Annotated in this window: 21 protein-coding genes; 11 read left to right on the top strand and 10 right to left on the bottom strand. The window is 63.2% G+C overall.

All coding sequences use genetic code 11. The features are described from left to right. The first annotated feature begins 419 nt into the window (after positions 1-419). Positions 420-1346 carry a transaldolase gene (gene tal, locus IAE33_RS05815; protein WP_201162774.1) on the top strand — a complete coding sequence of 309 codons (927 nt, stop codon included), beginning with the start codon at positions 420-422 and terminating at the stop codon, positions 1344-1346. 106 nt (positions 1347-1452) lie between these two features. Next, a complete protein-coding gene (locus IAE33_RS05810) occupies positions 1453-3300 on the top strand; it encodes an alkaline phosphatase D family protein (protein ID WP_201162773.1) in 1848 nt (615 codons plus the stop codon). Positions 3301-3304: 4 nt separating this feature from the next. Here the strand turns inward: IAE33_RS05810 and rssC are convergent, their stop codons facing one another. Together rssC and rssB are read right to left on the bottom strand one after the other, a co-directional pair. Then, positions 3305-3787 carry an anti-sigma factor antagonist RssC gene (gene rssC / locus IAE33_RS05805; protein WP_028632497.1) on the bottom strand — a complete coding sequence of 161 codons (483 nt, stop codon included), beginning with the start codon at positions 3785-3787 and terminating at the stop codon, positions 3305-3307. After that, positions 3784-4968, bottom strand: coding sequence for a two-component system response regulator RssB (rssB, locus tag IAE33_RS05800; RefSeq protein ID WP_201162776.1), 1185 nt, complete (start codon positions 4966-4968; stop codon positions 3784-3786). Before rssB ends, rssC begins: the two co-directional genes overlap by 4 nt. Positions 4969-5238: 270 nt before the next feature. On the opposite strand from rssB, the gene IAE33_RS05795 reads away from it, so the two are divergent. Then, a complete protein-coding gene (locus IAE33_RS05795; RefSeq protein ID WP_060482191.1) occupies positions 5239-5538 on the top strand; it encodes a PilZ domain-containing protein in 300 nt (99 codons plus the stop codon). Positions 5539-5569: 31 nt separating this feature from the next. Here IAE33_RS05795 and IAE33_RS05790 read toward each other — a convergent pair whose 3' ends face one another. Further along, positions 5570-6277: an MlaA family lipoprotein gene (locus tag IAE33_RS05790; protein ID WP_028632494.1), complete on the bottom strand. Its 708-nt coding sequence runs from the start codon at positions 6275-6277 to the stop codon at positions 5570-5572. Positions 6278-6475: 198 nt separating this feature from the next. Here IAE33_RS05790 and IAE33_RS05785 point away from each other — a divergent pair, with 198 nt between their 5' ends. Both IAE33_RS05785 and IAE33_RS05780 read left to right on the top strand, forming a co-directional pair. Then, positions 6476-7039: a hypothetical protein gene (locus IAE33_RS05785; protein WP_028632493.1), complete on the top strand. Its 564-nt coding sequence runs from the start codon at positions 6476-6478 to the stop codon at positions 7037-7039. 122 nt (positions 7040-7161) lie between these two features. Continuing rightward, the gene (locus IAE33_RS05780; protein WP_028632492.1) at positions 7162-7425 is read left to right on the top strand and encodes a DUF4404 family protein; all 264 of its coding nucleotides are present in this window, start codon (positions 7162-7164) and stop codon (positions 7423-7425) included. Between the two features lie 61 nt (positions 7426-7486). Here the strand turns inward: IAE33_RS05780 and queF are convergent, their stop codons facing one another. Both queF and IAE33_RS05770 read right to left on the bottom strand, forming a co-directional pair. Continuing rightward, positions 7487-8317, bottom strand: a complete 831-nt coding sequence (gene queF / locus IAE33_RS05775; protein ID WP_028632491.1) for an NADPH-dependent 7-cyano-7-deazaguanine reductase QueF — start codon at positions 8315-8317, stop codon at positions 7487-7489. Between the two features lie 68 nt (positions 8318-8385). Further along, positions 8386-8913, bottom strand: coding sequence for a cupredoxin domain-containing protein (locus tag IAE33_RS05770; RefSeq protein WP_201162772.1), 528 nt, complete (start codon positions 8911-8913; stop codon positions 8386-8388). A gap of 155 nt (positions 8914-9068) precedes the next feature. On the opposite strand from IAE33_RS05770, the gene IAE33_RS05765 reads away from it, so the two are divergent. Together IAE33_RS05765 and IAE33_RS05760 are read left to right on the top strand one after the other, a co-directional pair. Next, the gene (locus tag IAE33_RS05765) at positions 9069-9749 is read left to right on the top strand and encodes a heavy metal response regulator transcription factor (protein ID WP_201162771.1); all 681 of its coding nucleotides are present in this window, start codon (positions 9069-9071) and stop codon (positions 9747-9749) included. Further along, a complete protein-coding gene (locus IAE33_RS05760; RefSeq protein ID WP_236406136.1) occupies positions 9749-11098 on the top strand; it encodes a heavy metal sensor histidine kinase in 1350 nt (449 codons plus the stop codon). The genes IAE33_RS05765 and IAE33_RS05760 overlap by 1 nt, the downstream gene beginning before the upstream one ends. A 39-nt stretch (positions 11099-11137) precedes the next feature. On the opposite strand, the gene IAE33_RS05755 is transcribed toward IAE33_RS05760, so the two are convergent. From IAE33_RS05755 to IAE33_RS05745, 3 genes are read right to left on the bottom strand one after another with little or no spacing between them, the layout of a single operon-like run. Then, the gene (locus IAE33_RS05755) at positions 11138-12379 is read right to left on the bottom strand and encodes a lipoprotein-releasing ABC transporter permease subunit (protein WP_060482185.1); all 1242 of its coding nucleotides are present in this window, start codon (positions 12377-12379) and stop codon (positions 11138-11140) included. Positions 12380-12439: 60 nt separating this feature from the next. Next, on the bottom strand, positions 12440-13123 hold the full coding sequence (gene lolD, locus IAE33_RS05750; protein ID WP_174435876.1) for a lipoprotein-releasing ABC transporter ATP-binding protein LolD: 684 nt from the start codon (positions 13121-13123) through the stop codon (positions 12440-12442). Positions 13124-13130: 7 nt separating this feature from the next. After that, positions 13131-14381, bottom strand: coding sequence for a lipoprotein-releasing ABC transporter permease subunit (locus tag IAE33_RS05745; RefSeq protein WP_201162769.1), 1251 nt, complete (start codon positions 14379-14381; stop codon positions 13131-13133). A gap of 93 nt (positions 14382-14474) precedes the next feature. Between IAE33_RS05745 and IAE33_RS05740 the strand changes: the two genes are divergently transcribed. Further along, positions 14475-15059, top strand: coding sequence for a PilZ domain-containing protein (locus tag IAE33_RS05740; protein ID WP_201162768.1), 585 nt, complete (start codon positions 14475-14477; stop codon positions 15057-15059). Between the two features lie 32 nt (positions 15060-15091). After that, positions 15092-15814, top strand: a complete 723-nt coding sequence (locus tag IAE33_RS05735; RefSeq protein WP_201162767.1) for a glycerophosphodiester phosphodiesterase — start codon at positions 15092-15094, stop codon at positions 15812-15814. A 42-nt stretch (positions 15815-15856) separates the two neighbouring features. Here the strand turns inward: IAE33_RS05735 and sthA are convergent, their stop codons facing one another. Both sthA and IAE33_RS05725 read right to left on the bottom strand, forming a co-directional pair. Then, positions 15857-17251 carry a Si-specific NAD(P)(+) transhydrogenase gene (gene sthA, locus IAE33_RS05730; RefSeq protein WP_028632482.1) on the bottom strand — a complete coding sequence of 465 codons (1395 nt, stop codon included), beginning with the start codon at positions 17249-17251 and terminating at the stop codon, positions 15857-15859. Between the two features lie 380 nt (positions 17252-17631). Next, positions 17632-19095: a glyceraldehyde-3-phosphate dehydrogenase gene (locus IAE33_RS05725; RefSeq protein ID WP_033727928.1), complete on the bottom strand. Its 1464-nt coding sequence runs from the start codon at positions 19093-19095 to the stop codon at positions 17632-17634. Between the two features lie 167 nt (positions 19096-19262). Here IAE33_RS05725 and mfd point away from each other — a divergent pair, with 167 nt between their 5' ends. Both mfd and IAE33_RS05715 read left to right on the top strand, forming a co-directional pair. Beyond that, positions 19263-22712: a transcription-repair coupling factor gene (gene mfd / locus IAE33_RS05720; protein ID WP_028632480.1), complete on the top strand. Its 3450-nt coding sequence runs from the start codon at positions 19263-19265 to the stop codon at positions 22710-22712. A gap of 9 nt (positions 22713-22721) precedes the next feature. After that, positions 22722-23294 carry a CsiV family protein gene (locus IAE33_RS05715; RefSeq protein WP_201162766.1) on the top strand — a complete coding sequence of 191 codons (573 nt, stop codon included), beginning with the start codon at positions 22722-22724 and terminating at the stop codon, positions 23292-23294. The last annotated feature ends 3 nt before the right edge of the window (positions 23295-23297 follow it).

The following is a 23297-nucleotide window of genomic DNA, read 5'->3' as shown; positions in this document are numbered from 1 at the left end:
GGGCGGCGCTCGGTCTGATAGGCGCAGACCGTGTTGTGGCGAGCACCTGGCGGCCCTGATGCAATCTCGGCCCGGGACCCTTCACCGGCAAAATGCAGTTGGGCTGGCAGGTGTTCGCCTTTCCAGGTGCAGCGCCTGGGAGATCGAGCGCCGCCCGCGCGGCCCATCGCGAGCTTTGCTCGCTCCTACGCTGAATGGGGTATGGGCGGGCAAGCGATCCCAGCCTGTTTATGCCGAGACGTTCTAAACAGCAGTCTGCCGTTCGGGGTCAAACGCCTGCGCCTTTGCGCTGCGCCCCACCCACGCGGGAACCTGGCCCCCAGCGCACACTCGAACAGTCACCTCTCGTAAAGCCTTGCCCTTGAGCGACCCTCGGGGCTGGGGTAATGTCGAGTCATTGCACAGGACAGAGCACGCCCATGACCTCCAAGCTGGAACAACTCAAGCAGTTCACCACCGTGGTCGCCGACACCGGGGACCTGGACGCCATTACCCGTCTGAAACCGGTCGATGCCACCACCAACCCGTCGCTGCTGCTCAAGGCAGCGGCCATCCCGGCTTATGCAGACTTGCTCAAGCAGGTTAAAGCCGAAGCGAAGGGTGACGTGGACCTGGCCTGCGATGCGTTCGCGGTGGCCGTGGGCTCTGGCATTCTCAAGGCGATCCCTGGGCGGATTTCCACCGAGGTGGATGCACGGCTGTCGTTCGATGAGCCTGCACTGCTGGCCAAGGCCCGCACCCTGATCGGCCTGTACGACAAAGCCGGTGTCGGCCGTGACCGCGTGCTGATCAAGCTGGCGTCTACCTGGGAAGGCATCCGCGCCGCTGAGAAGCTCGAGCAGGAAGGCATCCAGACCAACCTCACCCTGCTGTTCTCCTTCGCCCAGGCCCAGGCCTGCGCCGATGCGGGCGTGTTTCTTATTTCACCCTTCGTAGGCCGTATCTACGACTGGTACAAGAAAAGTACCGGCAAGGAATACACCGGCGCAGAAGACCCAGGCGTACAGTCGGTTACGCGCATCTACAACTACTACAAGGCCAATGGCTACGACACCGTGGTGATGGGTGCCAGCTTCCGCAACGTTGGCCAGATCGAACACCTGGCGGGCTGCGACCGCCTCACCATCAGCCCTGAACTGTTGCAGCAACTCAGCGACGATCAGGGCGACCTGCCGCAGGTGCTCAAACCCGGCAATGCCGGTGAGCCAAAGCAAGCACTCAACGAAAGCCAGTTCCGTTGGGCCATGAACGAAGACGCCATGGCGACAGAGAAGCTCGCCGAAGGCATTCGCCAATTCGCCCGCGATCAGGAAAAGCTCGAGAAGGTGATGGCAGAAAAGGCCTGACACAGTTCGCGTTTGCCTAACGGGCGGGAAATGTTCAGCATTTCCCGCCCGTTTTGCTTCTGCCCTTGCAATCCTGACTAGGCCCGTGCGGCCGGCCCTCGCTCACATGACCACGCCTCCTGTACTACCCCTTGTCCTCGCCGGCCCGATACTTCGCCGGCTGGAGCCTCAGCGCCTGGCTATCTGGCTGGCAGCCACACAACCGCTACAGCCCGACGTCGTGTTCCCTTCTGCCGAAAGCAAGGTGGAATGCCAGGTGGTTGCGGTGGGGCAGCAGGCGTTCATCCACCTGCTGGACGTTCGCTTCGAGCAGCCGCTGCCCTGCGACCAGTGGCTGGACTATGACGTGCTGATCAATGGGCAGGGTATTGCAAGCTGGGCACCGCACCTGCTTTACCCCGGCCAGCAGCACCCCAACCTGGTGCTGCGCGGGCGGCTTGATCACCTGCTGCATGGCTCCTGCCGCAAACCGCACCACCCCGCGGCTGACGGCCTGCTGTGCGCTGATCGGTTGCTTGAGCAGTGCACACATCCCCAAGATCGCCCGGCAGTGCTGATGATGACAGGGGACCAGGTATACGCCGACGATGTGGCAGGCCCCATGCTGCGAGCCATTCATACCCTGATCGAACGGCTGGGGTTGCACGATGAGCAGCTCGATGGCGCAGTGGTGGCGGACAGCCAGGCCTTGTACCGCCACCCAGCCAGCTACTACCACCGCGCCCATCTGCTACCCGCACAAGCCCGTAACGAAAACCTGCGGGCACGGTTTTTCGGTGGCAAGCGCAAGCCGATCTTCTCGTCCAGCAACGCCGACAACCACCTGGTCACCTTCGCCGAAGTCATGGCCATGTACCTGTTGGTATGGTCGCCCGTGCCTTGGCAACTGGTGCACCTGGACATGCCCGAGAGCCTCGACCCTGCATGCCGCACGCGCTACCAGCGCGAATTACCGCTGGTGCAGAGATTCGCCGAACGCCTGGGGCAAGTCGCCCGGGCAATGGCTCACCTGCCCAGCCTGATGATTTTTGACGACCACGACATCACCGACGACTGGAACCTCTCGGCGCAGTGGGAGCACACCGCCTACGGCCACCCACTTTCGCGGCGCATCATCGGCAATGCGTTGATGGGATACCTGGTGTGCCAAGGCTGGGGTAACGACCCGGACGGGTGCGGACCCTTGATCAAACGCTGCCAATCAATGAACGCGCACAACCAGGATGCGCTGATCGGCGAACTGTTGCGCTTCCAGGGCTGGCAATTCAGCCTGCCCACCCATCCGCCGTTGCTGGTGCTCGACACCCGCACCCGCCGCTGGCGCAGTGAAGGTAACCCGGCCAGGCCCTCCGGCCTGATGGACTGGGAGGCCCTGAGCGAACTGCAGCAGGCATTGCTGGACCACCCCTCTGCGGTGGTCGTATCGCCAGCGCCTATCTTTGGCGTGAAATTGATCGAGACCGTGCAAAAAGTATTCAGTACCCTGGGTTATCCCCTGCTCGTGGACGCCGAGAACTGGATGGCCCACCGCGAAGCCGCACAGGTCATCCTGAACATCTTCCGCCACTCGCGCACACCTGGGCATTACGTGGTGCTGTCAGGGGATGTGCACTACTCATTCGTCTACGAAGTGTTGATCCGCGACCGGCAGCACAGCCCACACCTGTGGCAGGTCACCAGCAGCGGGATCAAGAACGAATTCCCCAGGCGCCTGCTAGATGTGCTCGACCGCCTCAACCGGTGGCTCTACGCGCCAAGGTCGCCGCTGAACTGGTTCACGTCGCGCCGTGAAATGCAGGTTGAGCCACGCACACCCAACCGCAGCCAGGCCGGCGAAAGGCTCTGGAACGGGGCAGGTCTGGGGCAGGTATTCTTTAACGAGCACGGGCGCCCGGCGCGGGTTTATCAGCTTGATGCGGGCGGTGGCGAGGCTACCGAATTTGAGCGCCGGTAACCGATCAGCTGCGCTCCAGCGCACTCACAAGGTCATGGAAGGCTTCACGGTTCGAGTCGTTCAGGCCCATGAGGATTTTGTGCGCCTCCAACACCTTGGAGCGCACCACTTCTTCGTTTTGGTCCTGCGAAGGCAAGTCGGCGAGGCATTCCGGGCAGGGTATCGGGCGGTCGACGATGTTGAACACCTGGTCGAAGCCCATCGACTGCAGCAGCCGGGAAATGTCCGGGTTGGTGGTTACCACGGTCGGCAACAAGCCCACTTTCTGGCGTGACAGGATCGACAGCTTGGCCAGCAGGCCCAGGGTGGTGCTGTCGATGCTCTCGGTTTCGGTGAGGTCGATGACAATGGTCGAGAAATTCAGCGCGGTGAAGATCTTCTCGATCGTTGCATCCAGCGCCGAACACAAGGTCAGGCGCACTTCACCGACGAATTTCAGTACGAAGGTACCGTTCTGCTCGGCGAACTGGATTCTACCGGTACTCATTGAAGGTTCCTGCTCAACACCAATAGGGCGATATCATCCGGCATCTCCCCAAGCGTAGCCAATCCAAAACGTTGACGCAGCCCATCCAGGCTACCACCTGCTGCCCTGACGATCTCCGGCAGGGCGGCTTCTTTATCTTTGAGCGTGGCACCCGGCAAAAGGTCCAGAATACCGTCGGACATCAGGCTGAGGCTGAACCGCGGTGGCAATTCGATCACCTGGTCCTGATAGCTCGCTTCGTCGAACAGCCCCACCGGTAAGCCACGGCCTTCGAGGTAGCGGGTGTGCTCCGGGGTGTGCAACACCGGCATGGGCAGGTGCCCGCCAACGGCGTAGGTCAGCAGGCCGGTGTCCTCGTCGATCACACCCCCCACCATCGTCACGTGCTTGCCGAGCTTGCAGTTGATCAACCCACGGTTGATATGGCTGAGCACTTCCGACGGTTTGAAGTCGGGCATCTTGCCGCCACGCTTGAATTCGAACAACAAACGCGTGGTCATGAACTTGAGCAGCACCGTGACGAACGCCGACGATGCACCATGGCCAGACACATCGGCGAGATAGAACGCGATGCGGCGCTCATCCACGCGGAAGTAGTCGGCGAAATCGCCAGACAAGTACAGCGATGGAATGATCTGGTGCTCGAAAGCGAAGTCGCCCGCTACCCAAGGGCTTTCGGGCAGCATGTTCATCTGCACCTGGCGCCCGGCGGTCTGGTCTTCCTGCAACAGGTGCAGGCTGGCTTCCAGTTCGCGGTTGGCGGCTTCGAGCTTGCCACGGTAGCGCTGGTTTTCAAGCACCAGGTGCGCCCTGTCGAGCGCGCGCCGTACCGACAGCTCAAGTACCGCCAAGTCTTCCAAGGGCTTGATGAGGTAATCGGCAGCACCCAGGCGCAAGGCCTCGACTGCATCGGTCATAACCCCTGCACCCGACACAACGATCACCGGCAACTGCGGCGCGCGTGCACTGATCTGGCGGATCAGTTCGAGCCCGCCCATATGCGGCATGCGCAGGTCGCAGATCACAAGATCAGGCTGGTGTTCTTCGAAGACCTGGAGCCCCTGCTGGCCGTTGCCAGCCTGGAGAACGCTGAAGCCACTGTCTTCAAGGTAGGCGGCGAGGCTTGCACGGACCACGTCGTCGTCATCGATGATCAGCAGCGTTGCACTGGTTTTCTGCATGTGGGCGAACGGCGCCGATTTGGGTTGGTGCAGCGGTGTCGGCAAGGCAGACGGCCAGCTACGGGAGTTCTATTTGTTCACACTCTACCTGAGTTGTAGGCCAAGAACACCTGCCCGGCAACTGTCAGAGCGACCTTGTAAGGCGCAGACGGTACTCCCATCCGCCAGGCGTTTCAAGCGTGTAACGGTCAGCCAGGGCGCTCTTTACAGGGCAAATCACCGGGAGTTATAAGAAAGCCGACCAGTGCAACCCTAACGGAAGGATGCAGCATGTCTAACACGTCCATAAGCCACAGCGAAAAACGCGATTTCATACGCATGCGCATCGATACCGAGGTGACCCTGCTGCACGAGGGCCAGGTCATTGCCGCCGTGTGCCTGGACCTGTCCAGCAGTGGCATGCAGGTGCAGGCGCCACAAAGCTTTCAGGTGGGTGATCAGCTGGAAGTGCGCATCGACTCCGACCACCCGTCACTCAAAGGCCTGCGTGCCAGCACGGAAGTGGTGTGGATTGCGGGCCAGCCAGACGGGCAACACACCTTTGGGCTGCGCATTCTGGCCATGCATTGACCCAAGGGGCCGCAGTGCGGCCCCCTCTCCATCAGAAGTCGTCTTCGACCTCGCCGTCGCGCACCTTGAACTCGCGGTTCTGCAGGTAGGCGTTGCGGATGAAGATGTACTTGTCACCCTGAATCAGCTTCTCGGCAGACAGCAGGCTGGCGCGAGTATCCACCACGTCGAGGGCGAAGATGGAGTTGCGCGTTGGCACATGGTCGATGTAGCGGTAGGGCCTGGTGAAGGTGTCCGGGTACTTGGCCACGCCGTCACGCACAGTGCTCGGGCCCAGTAGCGGGATTACCACGTACGGGCCACTTGGCACACCCCAGTAGCCCAAGGTCTGGCCGAAGTCTTCATCACTGCGCTGCAGGCCCATCTTGGTACCCACGTCGAAGAAGCCGCCCAGCCCGAAGGTGGTGTTGACAATGATTCGCGCAGTATCCACGCCCGCCGCATGCGGCTTCAGTTGCAGCACGTTGTTGGCCAGGTTGGTGACATCCCCCAGGTTGCGGAAGATGTTGTGGATGCCGTCTTCAAGAAATTGCGGCGTGACAAACTGGTAGCCCTTGGCCAACGGCTTGAGCGCGTAGGTGTCGAGGGTATCGTTGAAACGGAAGATCGGGCGGTTGACCGCTTCCCAGGGATCTTCCTCGGTGGCGGCCTGGGTGGCTGCCACGGGTGCCAGCAACATGCCGGCACAGACACAGGCCTGGGTGACTCGTTCGATCACACTGGCACCGATCCTACGCATAGTGTTTCTCCATCGGGTTTTCGGCCGCAAGCGCAACCGGTCGCGCTGCTGTAAGGCGGCAGTATAGAGACTTGCGTGCCGATAAACAGCTTTGCAAGTGTATATGGAATTATTGTGACCAAGTGTTGCTCAAGACGTGCTGTCACAGCACGGCAACATTTTTTCAATAATCTGCCGGCTATTTGCGAGGACGTTGCCATGGATGCTGAACCGGCCTTCACAGCGGTACTGTTCGGCTTGCGCGGCTGCCTGGTACAAAGCGCCGAAACCGGCCCGTCGCCGGCCCCCGGCGCCCTGGCCACCCTCGCCCACCTGCGCGAACGCCAGGTGCCCTGCATCTGGCTGGATGACCTCACAGGCCAGCCCAGCCAGCCCTTTGCCAATGTGCTGCCAGGCTGGTTGCCTGGGCACCGGGAGCAAGGCGCCCGCTGGCCTGCCCCCAACGGTTGCTGGCAGGCACTGATGGCGCTGGGCAGCCAGCGCCTGGACGGCTGCGTACTGGTCAGCGGCGAACCTGGGCTGTTGCAAGCCGGCCTCAATGCAGGGCTATGGACGGTTGGCCTGGCCGCCTGCAGCCCGCACTGCGAGCGCAGCGCCCGTGAGTGGCAGGGCATGACTGCGCAGCAGCAGGGTGCGGCGCGCGGCAAAGCGACCCTGGAACTGTTCAGCCTGGGGGTGCATTCGGTGATCGACCACCTGGAAGCCCTGGACAACTGCCTGGCGCATATCGCCCAGCGCCGGAGCAAGGGTGAAAAACCCTGATACAGCACCCTTGACGCGGGTCATGCAAAGCCGCTGCAGGTGGATTACGCTTTACACAGGCCAGAACCTTTGCCGCTTCGCTGAGGTCCATGGCTTGCCAAGCCATTGATGGAGAAAAGCCAATGCCTGCCCGCGAACTGCAAGAGCGTCTGAACACCCTGCGCGAGCAACTGGACCGCAACGTTCCGCTCTCGGATGAAGAGCTGGCCGCGCTGCACGAAGAAGCGCGCCAGATCGAGGCGCAGCTGAAACTTGAGGAAGCCACCCCTGACAACAATGTGGTCGATGGTGTGAACCTGGCCATCGAACGGTTCGAGGCGGAGCACCCTGACCTTACGGCCACGCTGCGCAGTATTGCCAACTCGTTGCACAGCATGGGTATCTGAGGTTACCCGGGGGCCTTGGCCCCCGGTCGCAACTCGCGTTCGCGCCTGACTCAGGCCTAGGCTACTGGCGCACCAGGCGGCCGTTGGCTGGGGTGATGGTGGTTGTGCTGCGGTAGGGGTTGATGTCCAGCCCGCCACGGCGCACGTAACGTGCGTACACGGTCAAATGCTCCGGCTGCAGCAGGTTTTTCAGGTCCAGATAAATGCGTTCCACGCACTGTTCGTGGAAATCGGCATGTTGACGGAAGCTGATGAGGTAAGTCAGCAGGCTGGCATGGTCCAGCGCCCTGCCCTTGTACTCCACCACGACGCTGCCCCAGTCGGGCTGACCGGTCACCGGGCAGTTGGACTTCAGCAAGTGGCTGTGCAGGGTTTCTTCCACCACGCGCTCGGTATCACAACGCAGCAGTTCAGGCTGAGGCTGTTCGTAGTTGCTGATGGCAACGTCCAGCGCATCCACACACAGCCCTGGCAACGCCACCACGCCCTGCGCCTCGACCTCGGCCAGGGTGCGAACCCTGACCGCTACCGCCTTGCCGGCGGCGGCTGACAAGTCGTTTTCCAGGCACGCCTGCAACTGCTCGAACGACGCGAACACGGTCTGGTTCAGCGAGTTGAGATAGAGTTTGAACGACTTGGATTCAATGATGTTCGGCGAGTCGGCAGGGATCGCAAACTCACCGATTGCCACCACGGGCTTGCCCGATGGCAATAGCCAGGACAGCTCGAAACAGTTCCAGTAATCCACGCCCTGCCATGGCAAGGTCTGGGCAGTGACGCCCAGTTCCGCCCACTTGGCGGTGCGCGGGATCGGGAACAGCAACTGCGGCGAATAAGTGGCGATGTACTCGCTGGATTTGCCCAGCGGTGAGTGTTCGGCGGCGGGGTGCATGGAAACTGACCTGCAAGTTCGAAATTGCCCCTAGTCTACCGGTTTTGCGCCCCGCCTTGCAGCGCCCGTCACTCGATGGTCAACGGGCCGACCATGCCGGCCTGGTAGTGCCCCGGTACATTGCAGGCGAACTCGATGGGCGCCGAGGTGCGGAAGGTCCAGGTGAGCTCGGCGCGCTGGCCGGGCATCACCAGCACGGTGTTGCCACCACCGTGGGCATGCCCGCCCGCCTGCTCTGCGCCTTGCGCATGGCCCGCCATCTGCCCGTGATCCATGCCCTGATGCCCGCCAGCGGCGCTGTACAGCTTGCCCTGCATGGCCACCATCTCCTTCTGGTGTTCCTCGTGCATGGCCTTGGTGCCCAGGTTGAACTCATGGGGCAGCTGGCCCTCGTTCACCAGCACGAAGCGCACGGTTTCGCCTGCTTTTACCTGCAGGTTCCTGGGCTCGAAGGCAATGTCCTTGAGCAGCACCTCGACGGTGCGGGTTGCTTTCGCAGCCGGCGCAGGCTCACCGAAGGGGAAGCGTTGCGCAGGCTCTGCAAGCGCAGGCAGGCTGGCCAATGCAAGGGCGGATGCGATCAACAGGCGGTACATGGCGTCTCCACAACTCAACTATCAGATGATCGCAAACCCTAAACTGCGGCGACTGCCAGGAAGCTGACCGCAACATTACAACTTTGTCAGTTTGGCTAGGAGCATTGCGGGTCACGTATTATTAAGACCTCGCAACGCCGGAGCCCAAGCACGCAATGAAACTGCTGATCGTCGAAGACCAGGCCCGCACCGGCCAGTACCTGAGCCAGGGCCTAAACGAAGCCGGCTTCGCCACCGAGCTGGCCACCGACGGCGAAACCGGCCAGTTCCTGGCCCTCACCGGCGGCCACGACCTGTTGATTCTCGATGTGATGCTGCCAGGGCGGGACGGCTGGCAGATCCTCCAGGCGGTGCGTCAGGCAGGCCTGGGCACCCCGGTGTTGTTCCTGACCGCCCGTGACGCGGTGGCAGACCGGGTGCGGGGGCTGGAACTGGGTGCCGATGACTACTTGGTGAAGCCGTTCGCATTCTCCGAATTGCTGGCCCGGGTGCGCAGCCTGCTGCGCCGGGGAGCCAGCCCGGCCAGCGAGACCTCACTGGGCCTGGCCGACCTGCGCCTGGACCTGATCCGCCGCCGCGCCGAACGGGCCGGCCAGCGCATCGACCTGACCGCCAAGGAATTCGGCCTGCTGGAACTGCTGCTGCGCCGCCAGGGCGAAGTGCTGCCCAAATCACTGATCGCCTCGCAGGTGTGGGACATGAACTTCGACAGCGACACCAATGTGATCGAAGTGGCGATGCGCCGGCTACGCCTGAAAATCGACGACGCCCATGGCAACAAGCTGATCCACACTGTCCGCGGCATGGGCTACGTGCTTGAAGAGCGGGCACCGTGATGGGCAAGGTATCGCTGGTCAACCGCCTGGCGCTGCTGTTCGCTGCCTGCACAGCCGCCGTGTCGCTGGGGGCCGGCCTGCTGTTCAACCACGCCAGTGAGCAGCACTTCATCGAGCTGGACCAACAACTGCTGGAATCCCGGCTGTCCTTGCTGCGCGCTCAACTGGCCGGGGTCACCCGCGCCGAAGACCTGCGCGCCCGCCTGCCCGCCCTGAGGGCCGAACTGGGTCACCAGGCCGACCTGGGCCTGCGCATCACTGCCAGCGACGGCACACGCTGGTTCGAAAGCCGCAATGGGTTACCTGCAGTGCCGGTGCCCGGCGGCCTTGCCACCTTGCACGCCCAGGGCACCGATTACCGCAGCCTGGCGCAACCGTTGCTGCCGGGCGCCCCGCAGTCGCCGCAGGTGGCGTTGTATCTGGATATCACTCACCACCAGCATTTTCTGCAGGGTATGCAGCGGCTGATCTGGCTCACGGTGGGCCTGTCGGCGCTGGCCACTGCCCTGCTGGGCGCCTGGGCTGCACGCAGCAGCCTGCGGCCGTTACGGCAAATGGGCCAGGTGGCGGCCAGCGTAGGCGCACGCTCGTTGACCACACGCCTGCCGGTGGCGCAGATGCCCGACGAGCTGGCAGAACTGGCCACCGCCATGAATGCCATGCTGCAACGCCTGGACGACGCCTTCCAGCGCCTGTCGGCATTTTCAGCCGACATCGCCCATGAGCTGCGCACGCCATTGTCCAACATGCTCACCCACACCCAAGTCACCCTCACCCGCCCGCGCAGCCTGGAGGAATACCACGAGGCGCTGCATGGCAACCTCGAAGCGCTGCAGGGCATGGCGCAGATGATCAACGACATGCTGTTTCTGGCCAAGGCCGACCATGGCCTGCTGGTACCGGGGCACACGCCGCTGGCGCTGCATGATGAAGCAGATGCCCTGCTGGAGTTCTACGCGCCGCTGGCCGAAGACAACAACGTGACCCTGCATCGAGAAGGGCAGGCCACGCTGAGCGGCGACCGGCCGATGTTGCGCCGGGCACTGTCCAACCTGCTGGACAACGCCCTGCGCTTCACCCCCACCGGTGGGCAGGTACAGGTGACCTTGCAACCTGGGCCTGTCATCTGCGTGGCCAACACCGGCGCGGCCATCAGCCCGGCCGCCCTGCCGCGGCTCTTCGACCGTTTCTATCGGGTAGACCCGGCCCGCCATGAAGGCAGCCGTGAGCATGCGGGGCTGGGCCTGGCGATCACCCGGTCCATCGTGCAAGCCCATGGTGGGGACATTACGGTAGCGTGTGCAAACGGCTGGACACGCTTCGTGATCACATTCTCAGAAGCGCACTGAGAGGGACGCAGCACGCCCCTCCTAGGGTACCGGCTGTGGTTACACAGCCAGGCCGATCGCCGGCTGCACCTGCGAGGCGCGGTAGGCCGGGTAGAGGGTGGCAAGGAAGCTCATCACCAGGCCAGCCGCGCAGATGATCGCCACATCCCCCCACTGCAGCTCGGAGGGCAGACTGCTGATGAAGTACACGTCCGAGGTAAAGATGTGCTGGCCGCTCACACGCTCCAGCCAACCGACGATCTGGCTCACATTCAGCGCGGCAATCACGCCCAACACGCCGCCGATGAGCGTGCCGACCACCCCGATCAGGCTGCCTTGCACCATGAACGTGCCCATGATCTGCGCAGGCGTGGCACCCAGGGTGCGCAAAATGGCGATGTCCGGGCCCTTGTCGTTCACCACCATCACCAGGGTGGCGATGATGTTGAATGCGGCCACGGCGATGATCATCATCAGCAACAGGCCGATCATGGTCTTTTCCATCTTCATGGCACTGAACAGGCTGCCCTGGGTGTGGGACCAGTCATCGGCGCGGTAACCGTCGCCCAGTTGCGCAGCAATGGCCTTGGACACCTGCGGCGCGGCGTACAGGTCATGCAGTTTCAGCCGCACGCCCTGCACCTGGCCCGGCGCCCAGCGTTGCATGGCCGCGGCATCGGCCATATGAATGTAGGCCTGGGAACCGTCGAGTTCGGCGCCCACCTTGAAGATGCCTACCACGGTCAGGCGCTGCATGCGCGGCGTTATACCGCCGGGCTCGGTGCTGATTTCCGGTACGATCAGGGTCAGCTTGTCACCGGTATTGAGGCGAAAGCGCCGGGCGGTCAGCTCGCCGATTACCACCCCGTACTCGCCGGGCTGCAGGTCCTGCAATTGGCCCTGGACGATGTGCTGGCCGACGATCGAGACCTTGCTCTCTTGCGCTGGGTCGATACCGCCTACCTGGATGGGCTGCATCGCGCCTTTGTAAGACAACATCCCTTCCATCTCGGTGATCGGCGCCGCCGCCATCACGGCCGGGTTCTGCAGGGCGGCGTCGGCCACCTTATGCCAATCGTCCAGTGGCTGCTCGCCAAGGATGGCGGCATGGGGCACCAGGCCCAGGATGCGCGAGCTCATTTCGCGCTGGAAGCCGTTCATCACCGACAGCACCACGATCATTGCCAGCACGCCCAGCGACAGGCCGATCATCGAAGTCATCGAGATGAACGAGATGAAGTGGTTGCGGCGCTTGGCCCGGGTGTAGCGCGCGCCGATAAAAATGGGCAAGGGTCTGAACATGTGCAAGAACACCCAATGAAAAACGGAAAACGGGGCGGCAGTGCCGCCCCGGCAAATCGGTCAGATCGCCACCAGGTGGCCGTCTTCGAGCTTCAGCACGCGGTCCATCTGACGGGCCAGGTTCAGGTCATGGGTCACTACCAGGAATGCCGTGCGCGATGCGCCCGACAGCTCCTGCATCAGCTCCTGTATGCCCTGGGCGGTGTGGTGGTCGAGGTTGCCAGTGGGCTCGTCGAGCATCACCAGCCCCGGGCGGTTGACCAGCGCCCGGGCAATGGCCACCCGCTGACGCTCACCGCCGGACAACTCTGCCGGCTTGTGGTTGAAGCGGTGGGCCAGGCCCACGCGCGTGAGCAGCGCTTCGGCACGCTCACGGGCCTCGGGGATGGGCGTACGGCCGATCAGCAGCGGCATGCACACGTTCTCGACGGCGGTGAACTCGGGCAGCAGATGGTGGAACTGGTAGACGAAACCCAGCGCCCGGTTGCGCAGCAGGCCGCGGGCACGCTCCCCCAACGCCGACAACTCTTCACCGGCCAGCCAGACGCTGCCCTGGGTCGGCCGGTCGAGGCCGCCCAGCAGGTTGAGCAAGGTACTCTTGCCCGAGCCAGAACTGCCGACGATGGCCACACGCTCACCGGGGTGCAGCTCCAGGTTGAGCCCGGACAACACCTGCACCGATTCCGGCCCCTCGTCGTAGGCCTTGCCCAGGTTGCGGCAACTCAGAACGGCTTTATCACTCATGCGCGACTCACTCATAACGTAGCGCCTCTGCAGGCTGGGTGCGGGCGGCACGCCATGCCGGGTACAGGGTGGCGAAGAAACTCAGGACCAGCGCCGCACCGCAGACCATGTACACATCCTGGGCCTGGATCTGCGAGGGCAGGTAATCGATGAAATACACGTCGGCATTGAGGAACTTGTGCCCGATCAGTTTCTCGATGCCGGCGATGGCGGCGCTGACGTTCAGCGCCGCGAGGATGCCGACCCCGGCGCCGATCAGGGTGCCGATCACGCCAATCACCGTGCCCTGGACCATGAAGATGAGCATGATCTGGCCCGGGGTAGCCCCCAGTGTGCGCAGGATGGCGATGTCGCCGCGCTTGTCGTTCACCACCATCACCAGCGTGGAAATGATGTTGAACGCAGCCACTGCCACGATCAGCAGCAACAACAGGCCGATCATGGCCTTCTCCATGCGGATGGCCTGGTACAGGTTGCCGTGGGTACGGGTCCAGTCGCGGCTGTAGAATTCCTGGTCGCCCAGGCGCTGGGCGATGTCATAGGCCACCCGTGGCGCCTGGAACAGGTCATCGAATTTCAGCCGCAGGCCCTGCACCTGGTCGGGTTTCCAGCGGTGCAGGCGCGACAGGTCGCTGATGTTGGTCAGCCCCAGGTAGCCGTCGATCTCACCCGCGCCAACGTGGAAAGTGCCCACTACGGTAAAGCGTTTCATGCGCGGGAACATGCCGGCAGGCGTCACACTGACCTCGGGGGCCACGAACGTGAGCTTGTCGCCAATGGCCACGCCCAGTTTGGCAGCGGCCTTGTCCCCGATCATGATGCCCCACTCGCCCGGCGCCAGCTGGTCCAGGCGGCCTTGCAGGAGGAACTTGTCGATGATCGACACCTCCCGCTCGCGGGCAGGGTCGATGCCGTTGAGCAGCACCTTCTGCACCTTGCCATCGTGGGTCAACAGGCCCTGCATCTGGGTGTAGGGCGCTACGGCCAGCACCTGAGGATTCTGCTTTACTTGTTGGGCAAGGGCAGGCCAGTCAGCGATGGGCTGGCCGCTCTCCAGGGTGGCATGCGGGATCATGCCCAACACCCGGGTGCGCATTTCGTGGTCGAAACCGTTCATTACCGATAGCACCACGATCATCACCACCACGCCCAGGGCGAGGCCGATCATCGAGGTCAGGGAAATGAACGAGACGAAGTGATTACGGCGTTTGGCACGGGTGTAACGCGTGCCAATGAATGCGAAAAGAGGTCTGAACATGTCGGGGCTTGTTCGGATGAAAGGGAACGTCCTTGTGGCGAGGCGCCTGCGGCGGCTTTACACTCGGACCACTGCCGCTACCCAGGGTTCGCCATGACGACATTAGACGAAGAAGATCGCCGCGAATACTACCGCATCGCAGACCGCATCGCACTTCAATTAAGCCCCTTGAGCGCAGCGCAAGCCCTTGAGCCAGATGTGCTGCAGGATGAATCCCCACTGTTCAACCTGCTCAGCGAACTGCATTTATCCGACTTCGAGGCCCAGCACCTGCTGCGCCAGCTGAGCGACAAGGATCGCACCCTGGCCGCGTTCCTGCGGGCGCAGAACAAACGCCTGGACCTGCTCAGCGCGGTGGTGGCCCAGACCTTGCTCGGCGAAGTGGGCCAACCGCAACCGGTGGTCATCTCCGAAGGCGGCATCGAATGCGTGCAGGCCACGCCCGTGCCACCGGGCACCCGCGTGAAGGTGAAACTGGTGCTGATGCCGCGCGCCCATGGCCTGCTGCTGCGCGGCAAGGTGACCCATTGCGACCCGCGCAGCCAAGGTGGCTTCGACATTGGCACCGAATTTACCGACATGACCGACGCCCAGCGTCAATTGCTGGCTCGCTATATTCTGCAGCGCCAGCAACAACAGCGACGTGAGCAACTGGAACACAACGACCCTGCGTCCTGAATGCCTATTCTCTCTGATTTGAAGGAACGAACGTGACCCTGATCTACGGCCATCGCGGCGCCAAGGGCGAAGCACCCGAGAACACCCTCAACAGTTTCCGCCAGTGCCTGTCTCACGGCGTGATGCGCTGCGAGCTGGACCTGCACCTGTCGGCAGACAACCAGCTCATGGTCATCCACGACCCGAGCCTCAAACGCACCACGGGCAAACGCGGCAAGGTGGTCGAGCACCCGGCGGCAGACCTGGTCAAGATCGACGCACGCAGCGGTGGCCCGGGCTGGGTGCAGCCCTGCCCCATTCCGCGGCTCGAGGAGCTGTTCGAGAAGTGCCCGTTCGAGCACTGGCAACTGGAAGTGAAAAGCGCCTCGCGCACCCGCGCCGCCACCACGGTTCTGGCCATTCGCGAGCTGGCACAGCAATACGGCCTGCTGGACAAGGTGACCATCACGTCAAGTTCACGTGAAGTACTGGGCGCCGCCCAGGAACTGGTGCCAGACGTGCAGCGCGGCCTGGTGGCCGAGTACGCCTGGCTGGACCCGCTGAAAGTGGCCCAGAACTACGGCTGCCAGATGCTGGCGCTGAACTGGACACTGTGCACCCCCGAGCGCCTGCTCAAAGCGCAGGGCCAGGGCTTGCACGTGTCGGTGTGGACGGTCAACGAACCCGCGCTGATGCGAAGGCTCGCCGACTTCGGCGTGGACAGCCTGATTACAGACTTTCCCGGTTTGGCCAGGACCACCCTCGGGCAGGGTTGAATTCGGTCTCTCCGACCGGCTCAGGCCACCGGTCGGAGCCGCTCAAAAAAGCCGGTTCAGGCCGTCGTACGCCGCTACCCGATAGGCCTCGGCCATGGTCGGGTAGTTGAACGTGGTGTTGACGAAGTACTTCAGGTTGTTCAGTTCGCCAGGCTGGTTCATCACCGCCTGCCCGATGTGCACAATCTCCGAAGCCTGGTAGCCGAAGCAGTGCACGCCCAGCACCTGCAGGGTTTCTCGGTGGAACAGGATCTTCAGCATGCCCTGGGGCTCACCGGCAATCTGCGCCCGCGCCATGCTCTTGAAGAACGCCTTGCCCACCTCGTACGGCACCTTGGCCTGGGTGAGTTCCTGCTCGTTCTTGCCGATGGAGCTGATCTCGGGAATGGTGTAGATGCCGGTGGGCACATCGTTGACGAAGCGCCAGCTACCGTTGTCGACGATGCTGCCAGCGGCAGAACGGCCCTGGTCGTGGGCAGCACTGGCCAGGCTCGGCCAGCCGATCACGTCGCCCGCGCCATAGATGTTCGGCACGCTGGTGCGGTAGGCCTCGTCCACTTCGATCTGGCCGCGGCTGTTGACCTTGATGCCGATGTTCTCCAGGCCCAGCTTGTCGGTGTTGCCGGTACGGCCATTGCACCACAGCAAGGCATCGGCCTTGATCTTCTTGCCCGACTTCAGGTGCAGGATCACACCGTTGTCCAGCCCTTCCACGCGCTCGTAATCTTCGTTATGGCGCACGGTGATGTTGTTGTTGCTGAAGTGGTAACTCAGCGCCTGGGAAATTTCCGAATCCAGGAAGCTGAGCAACTGCCCCCGGTTGTCCACCAGCTCCACCAGCACGCCCAGGCCGCTGAAGATGGAGGCATATTCGCAACCGATCACACCGGCCCCGTATACGATCAACTTGCGCGGGGTGTGGCTGAGGCTGAGGATGGTGTCGCTGTCGTACACCCGCGGGTGGTTGAAGTCGATATCGGCAGGGCGATAGGGACGCGAGCCGGTGGCGATGATGATGTGCTTGGCGTTGAGTTTTTCAACCACACCGTTGGGGCACACCACCTCGATGGTTTGTTCGTCAGCGAAGCTGCCGGTGCCGAAGAACAGGTCGACGCGGTTGCGCGCATAGTAGCCGGTGCGTGAAGCCACCTGCTTGGCGATGACCTTTTCGGCGCTTTTCAGCACATCGGGGAACGAGAACCAGCGCGGCTCACCGATGGCGCGGAACATGGTGTTGGTGTTGAACTGCATGATCTGCCGCACCGAGTGACGCAGTGCCTTGGACGGAATGGTACCCAGGTGAGTGCAGTTACCCCCGACTTGGCGACGGCTGTCCACCATCGCCACCTTGCGCCCTGCTTTGGCGGCGTTCATCGCCGCCCCCTCACCGGCCGGGCCGGACCCCAGCACCACTACGTCGTAGTTGTAGACAGCCATGCGTACTCCTTCAGAACTGGCCCGCAAGCCACGGTCGCTTGCGGGGCGCGATCATGTCGCCAGAGCGCCATGAGAAAATTCGGGTGCAGTCTAATCAAGCGTGAACGCCGCGCACATTAACCCTTGGTCGCGTCGTAGGCCAATTTTACCCGCACTACATAGGGTCACCGATTCCGTGGCGTTGATCATCCCTGCTGGTGCTTTCATTCGCCTTTCGACGCCTGCCGAATGCAGGGCAGTCACCCAGCCACTGCACAAAAGCGTCGGCCATTCTCCGTCAAATGCCGGATGGAGTCACCCGGGCACTCACTTGGCCGCCGCCGGCCAGAACGAAAACGGGAACCCGAAGGTTCCCGTCTGCTCATGGCCGTGCAGGCGTATCAGTGTGGGAATGCTGGCGGGTTGACCCCGGCCATTTCTTCCATCACACGCACTACCTGGCAGCTGTAGCCAAACTCGTTGTCGTACCACACGTACAGCACGACACGGTTGTCGTTGCAAATGGTGGCCTCGGCGTCTACCACACCGGCGTGACGCGAGCCGACGAAGTCGGTGGACACCACTTCCTGCGAGCTGACGTAGTCGATCTGCTTGTGCAGCTCCGAGTGCATGGCGGTCTGGCGCAGGTACTCGTTGATTTCTTCGCGGGTGGTGGCCTTGTCCAGGTTCAGGTTCAGGATGGCCATGGACACGTTCGGCGTCGGCACGCGAATGGCGTTGCCGGTCAGCTTGCCCTTGAGTACTGGCAAGGCCTTGGCGGCAGCGGTGGCAGCACCGGTTTCGGTGATGACCATGTTCAGCGGCGCGGCACGGCCACGACGGCTGCCCTTGTGGAAGTTGTCGATCAGGTTCTGGTCGTTGGTGAACGAGTGAACGGTTTCGACGTGACCATTGATGATGCCGTACTGGTCGTTGACAGCCTTGAGCACCGGCACGATGGCGTTGGTGGTGCAGGAGGCGGCCGAGATGATCTTGTCATCGGCAGCGATGTCACCGTGGTTGATACCGTGCACGATGTTCTTCAGCGCGCCCTTGCCAGGTGCGGTAAGGATCACGCGGCCAGCACCCGGGCAGGCCAGGTGCTGGCCCAGGCCGTCGGCATCGCGCCATACGCCGGTGTTGTCGACGATCAGTGCGTTCTCGATGCCGTACTGGGTGTAGTCGACTTCGCTCGGGCTCTTGGCGTAGATGATCTGGATCAGGTTGCCGTTGGCGGTGAGGGTGTTGTTGGCTTCATCGATGGTGATGGTGCCATCGAACGGGCCGTGCACCGAGTCGCGACGCAGCAGGCTGGCGCGCTTGACCAGATCGTTTTCAGCGCCTTTGCGCACGACGATGGCACGCAGGCGCAGGCCGTCGCCACCACCGGTTTTTTCGATCAGGATGCGGGCCAGCAGGCGGCCGATGCGACCGAAGCCATAAAGCACCACGTCGGTGCCCTTGCGCGCAGCAGCGTTCTGCTGGCCAACCACTTCGGCCAGCTCTTCGCGGACGAACTGCTCGGCCGTGCGGCCGTTGCCTTCCTGCTTGAACTTGTTGGCCAGCTTGCCCAGGTCGACCGAAGCGGCGCCCAGCTTCAGCTCGCTCATGGCCTTGAGCAGGGGGAATGTCTCGTGAACAGACAGTTCGGTTTCGTCGGTTTGGCGATGACGCGCAAAGCGGTGCGCCTTGAGGATCGAGATAACCGAACGGTTGATCAGGCTACGGCCATAAATCGAGCTCACCACATTGTTGTTGCGGTAGAGCTGACCGATAAGCGGGATCATCGCTTCAGCCAGGGCTTCACGATCGATCCACTCACCAAGACACTGGTCGGGCTTCTGAGTCACGGGAACCTTCCACATGTAGGGACAGAAAAAAGGGGCTACATTATGACGCCCCGATGCGTAACCGGCAATGAGCGCCTGTCGCGGTGACGCAGGCCAGCAATCATGCCCATCCAAGCCTGACAGCCGGCACGGTCACCGGTACAATCGACCTCTTTGCCGCAACGCTTGGAGTGCCATCTCCCGTGTCAGTTCTGCGCCTACCGCAACTGTCGGCCACGGCCGGCAAACAAACCTGGGGCAACCTGCCCGGGGCCGCCCTCAGCCTTGCCATCGCCGAGGCTGCCAGCAGCGCTGGCCGCTTCACCCTGCTGCTGACCGCCGACAGCCAGGCCGCCGACCGCCTCGAGCAAGAGCTGAAGTTCTTCGCCCCCGAGCTGCCGGTGCTGCCGTTTCCCGATTGGGAAACCCTGCCGTACGACCTGTTCTCGCCGCACCAGGACATCATTTCCCAGCGCATCGCCAGCCTTTACCGGCTGCCGGAGCTCAGCCACGGCATCCTGGTGGTTCCCATCACCACCGCCCTGCACCGCCTGGCGCCTACACGGTTTCTGCTGGGCAGCAGCCTGGTGCTGGACGTAGGCCAGACCATCGACGTAGAGCAGATGCGCAGCCGCCTGGAGGCCACGGGCTACCGATGCGTCGATACCGTATACGAACACGGTGAGTTCGCCGTGCGTGGCGCCCTGATCGACCTGTTCCCCATGGGCAGCAAACTGCCCTACCGCATCGACCTGTTCGATGACGAGATCGAAACGCTGCGCACCTTCGACCCGGAAACCCAGCGCTCCATCGACAAGGTTGACTCGATCCGGCTGCTGCCGGCGCGGGAGTTCCCGATGCAGAAGGAAGAAGTGACCCGCTTCAAGGCGCGGTTCCGTGAGCGCTTCGACGTCGACTTCCGCCGCAGCGCCATCTTCCAGGACCTCGCCAGCGGCATCATCCCGGCGGGCATCGAGTACTACCTGCCACTGTTCTTCGAAGAAACCGCCACCCTGTTCGACTACTTGCCCGCCGACACCCAGGTGTTCTCGCTGCCAGGCGTGGAGCAGGCCGCCGAGCACTTCTGGAACGACGTGCGCGGGCGCTATGAAGACCGCCGCGGCGACTTGAGCCGCCCGCTGCTGCCCCCGGCCGAACTGTTCCTGCCGGTAGAAGACTGCTTTGCCCGGCTCAAGCAATGGCCCCGGGTGGTGGTCAGCAGCGAGGACCTGGACGCAGGCGCTGGCCGCGCGCGCTTCGCTGCCCGGGCGCTGCCCAACCTTGCGATCGAAGCCAAGGCCAACCAGCCCCTGGCCGAGCTGTCAGCCTTCCTCGACCAGTTCGGCGGCCGCGTGCTGTTCACCGCCGAATCCGCCGGGCGCCGCGAAGTGCTGCTGGAGCTGCTCGAGCGGCTCAAGCTGCGCCCGCACACGGTCGAGGGCTGGGCAGACTTCATCACCGGCAGCGAGCGCCTGGCCATTACCATCGCCCCGCTGGACGAAGGCCTGGTGCTGGACGACCCCGCCATTGCCCTGGTTGCCGAGAGCCCGCTGTTCGGCCAGCGCGTGATGCAGCGCCGGCGCCGTGACAAGCGCGGCGAAACCGCCAACGATGCCGTCATCAAGAACCTGACCGAACTGCGCGAAGGCGCGCCCGTGGTGCACATCGACCACGGTGTTGGCCGTTACCTGGGCCTGGCTACGCTGGAAATCGACGGCCAGGCCGCCGAGTTCCTTACCCTGGAGTATGCCGAGGGCGCCAAGCTGTACGTGCCGGTTGCCAACCTGCACCTCATCGCCCGCTACACCGGCAGCGACGATGCCCTGGCCCCGCTGCACCGGCTGGGTTCCGAAGCCTGGCAGAAAGCCAAGCGCAAGGCCGCCGAACAGGTGCGCGACGTGGCCGCCGAACTGCTCGACATCTATGCCCGCCGCGCCGCGCGCAAGGGCTATGCCTTCGCCGACCCGGCCGCCGACTACGCCACCTTCAGTGCCGGCTTCCCGTTCGAGGAAACCCCCGACCAGCAGGCGGCCATCGAAGCGGTGCGCACCGACATGCTGGCGCCCAAGCCCATGGACCGCCTGGTGTGCGGCGACGTGGGCTTCGGCAAGACCGAAGTGGCCATGCGCGCCGCGTTCATCGCGGTGCACAGTGGCCGCCAGGTGGCCGTGCTGGTGCCTACCACCTTGCTCGCGCAGCAGCACTACAACAGCTTCCGCGACCGCTTCGCCGACTGGCCGGTGACCGTAGAGGTCATGAGCCGCTTCAAGTCCGCGAAGGAGGTGGCCAGCGCCGCTGCAGACCTGGCCGAGGGCAAGATCGACATCCTCATCGGCACCCACAAGCTGCTGCAGGACGATGTGCGCTTCAAAGACCTGGGCCTGGCCATCATCGACGAAGAGCACCGCTTTGGCGTGCGCCAGAAAGAACAACTGAAGGCGCTGCGCAGCGAGGTCGACATCCTCACCCTCACCGCCACGCCCATTCCGCGCACGCTGAACATGGCAGTGGCCGGCATGCGTGACCTGTCCATCATCGCCACGCCGCCGGCACGTCGCCTGTCGGTACGTACCTTCGTCATGGAGCAGAACAACAGCACGGTGAAGGAAGCGCTGCTGCGCGAACTGCTGCGCGGCGGCCAGGTGTACTACCTGCACAACGATGTAAAAACCATCGAGAAGTGCGCCGCCGACCTGGCAGAGCTGGTGCCCGAGGCGCGCATCGGCATCGGCCATGGCCAGATGCGCGAGCGTGAACTGGAGCAGGTGATGAGCGACTTCTACCACAAGCGCTTCAACGTGCTGGTGGCCTCGACCATCATCGAAACCGGCATCGACGTGCCCAGCGCCAACACCATCGTCATCGAGCGCGCCGACAAGTTCGGCCTGGCCCAGCTGCACCAGCTGCGTGGCCGGGTAGGCCGCAGCCACCACCAGGCCTACGCCTACTTGCTCACGCCCACCCGGCAAAAGGTGAGCGCCGACGCAGAAAAGCGCCTGGAAGCCATCGCCAACACCCAGGACCTGGGGGCCGGCTTTGTGCTGGCCACCAACGACCTGGAAATCCGCGGGGCTGGCGAACTGCTGGGCGAAGGCCAGAGTGGTCAGATCCAGGCGGTGGGCTTCACGCTCTACATGGAAATGCTCGAGCGCGCGGTCAAGGCCATCCGCAAGGGCACCCAGCCCAACCTCGAGCAGCCACTGGGCGGCGGCCCGGAGATCAACCTGCGCCTGCCGGCGCTGATCCCGGAAGACTACCTGCCGGACGTGCATGCGCGGCTGATCCTGTACAAGCGCATCGCCTCGGCCGCCGACGAAGAAGGCCTTAAAGACCTGCAGGTGGAGATGATCGACCGCTTCGGCCTGCTGCCGGAGCCGACCAAGAACCTGATGCGCCTGACGGCGCTCAAGCTGCAGGCAGAAAAGCTCGGCATCAAGAAGGTCGACGCCGGCCCCAACGGCGGCAAGCTCGAGTTCGAGGCCGAAACCCCGGTCGACCCATTGACCCTGATCAAGCTGATCCAGGGCCAACCCAAACGCTACAAGTTCGAGGGTGCTACCCAGTTCCGCTTCATGGTCCCGATGGAACGCCCCGACGAACGCTTCAATACCCTGGAGGCGCTGTTCGAGCGCCTGACACCACAGCCTGCTTAAGGAAGACCCATGCGTGCCATCCGTTGCCTGACCCTGCTGCTGGCGGCTTTTGCCCCCAGCGCATTCGCCCAGGGCCTGTACCAGGTAGAAATGATACTGGTACGGCAAAACAACGTGCCCGCCTTCACCAGCCCGTTCGCGCCTGAAAACTGGAGTGCCGGTGCCCCACGCCTTGGCAAGGACGCCGAACAGCGCCCTGCCCTTGAAGATGAAGCCACCCGCCTGGAGGCCACGGCAGACTACACCGTGCTGATGCACCGGGCCTGGCAGCAGCAGGTGGGCGATGGGCCAAGCCGTATTGCCTTGGGTGAAGGCAACGAGCAGTTCGGCCACTTCCCTATCGAAGGCAACCTCAGCATTGGCCAGGGCCGCTTCATCACGGTGGAGGCCAACCTGTGGGTCAACCAGCTCGACGGCAATGGCAGCGTGTTGCAAAGCGAGCAGTTCAGGCAGGCCAACAGCAACGTCAAGGCCGGCCAACTCACCTTCCTCGACGGCGGCCACTTGGCCTTGCTGCTGAAAGTAACGCCCCCAGGCACGCCCAAAATGCCGCCCATGGACCCGGAATTGCTGGAGCAGTAAGCC

Source organism: Pseudomonas sp. S60, from assembly GCF_016647865.1.
Lineage (GTDB): Bacteria > Pseudomonadota > Gammaproteobacteria > Pseudomonadales > Pseudomonadaceae > Aquipseudomonas > Aquipseudomonas parafulva.
Note: the sequence above shows the minus strand (reverse complement) of the source record. Positions and strands in the feature narration are given on the sequence as shown.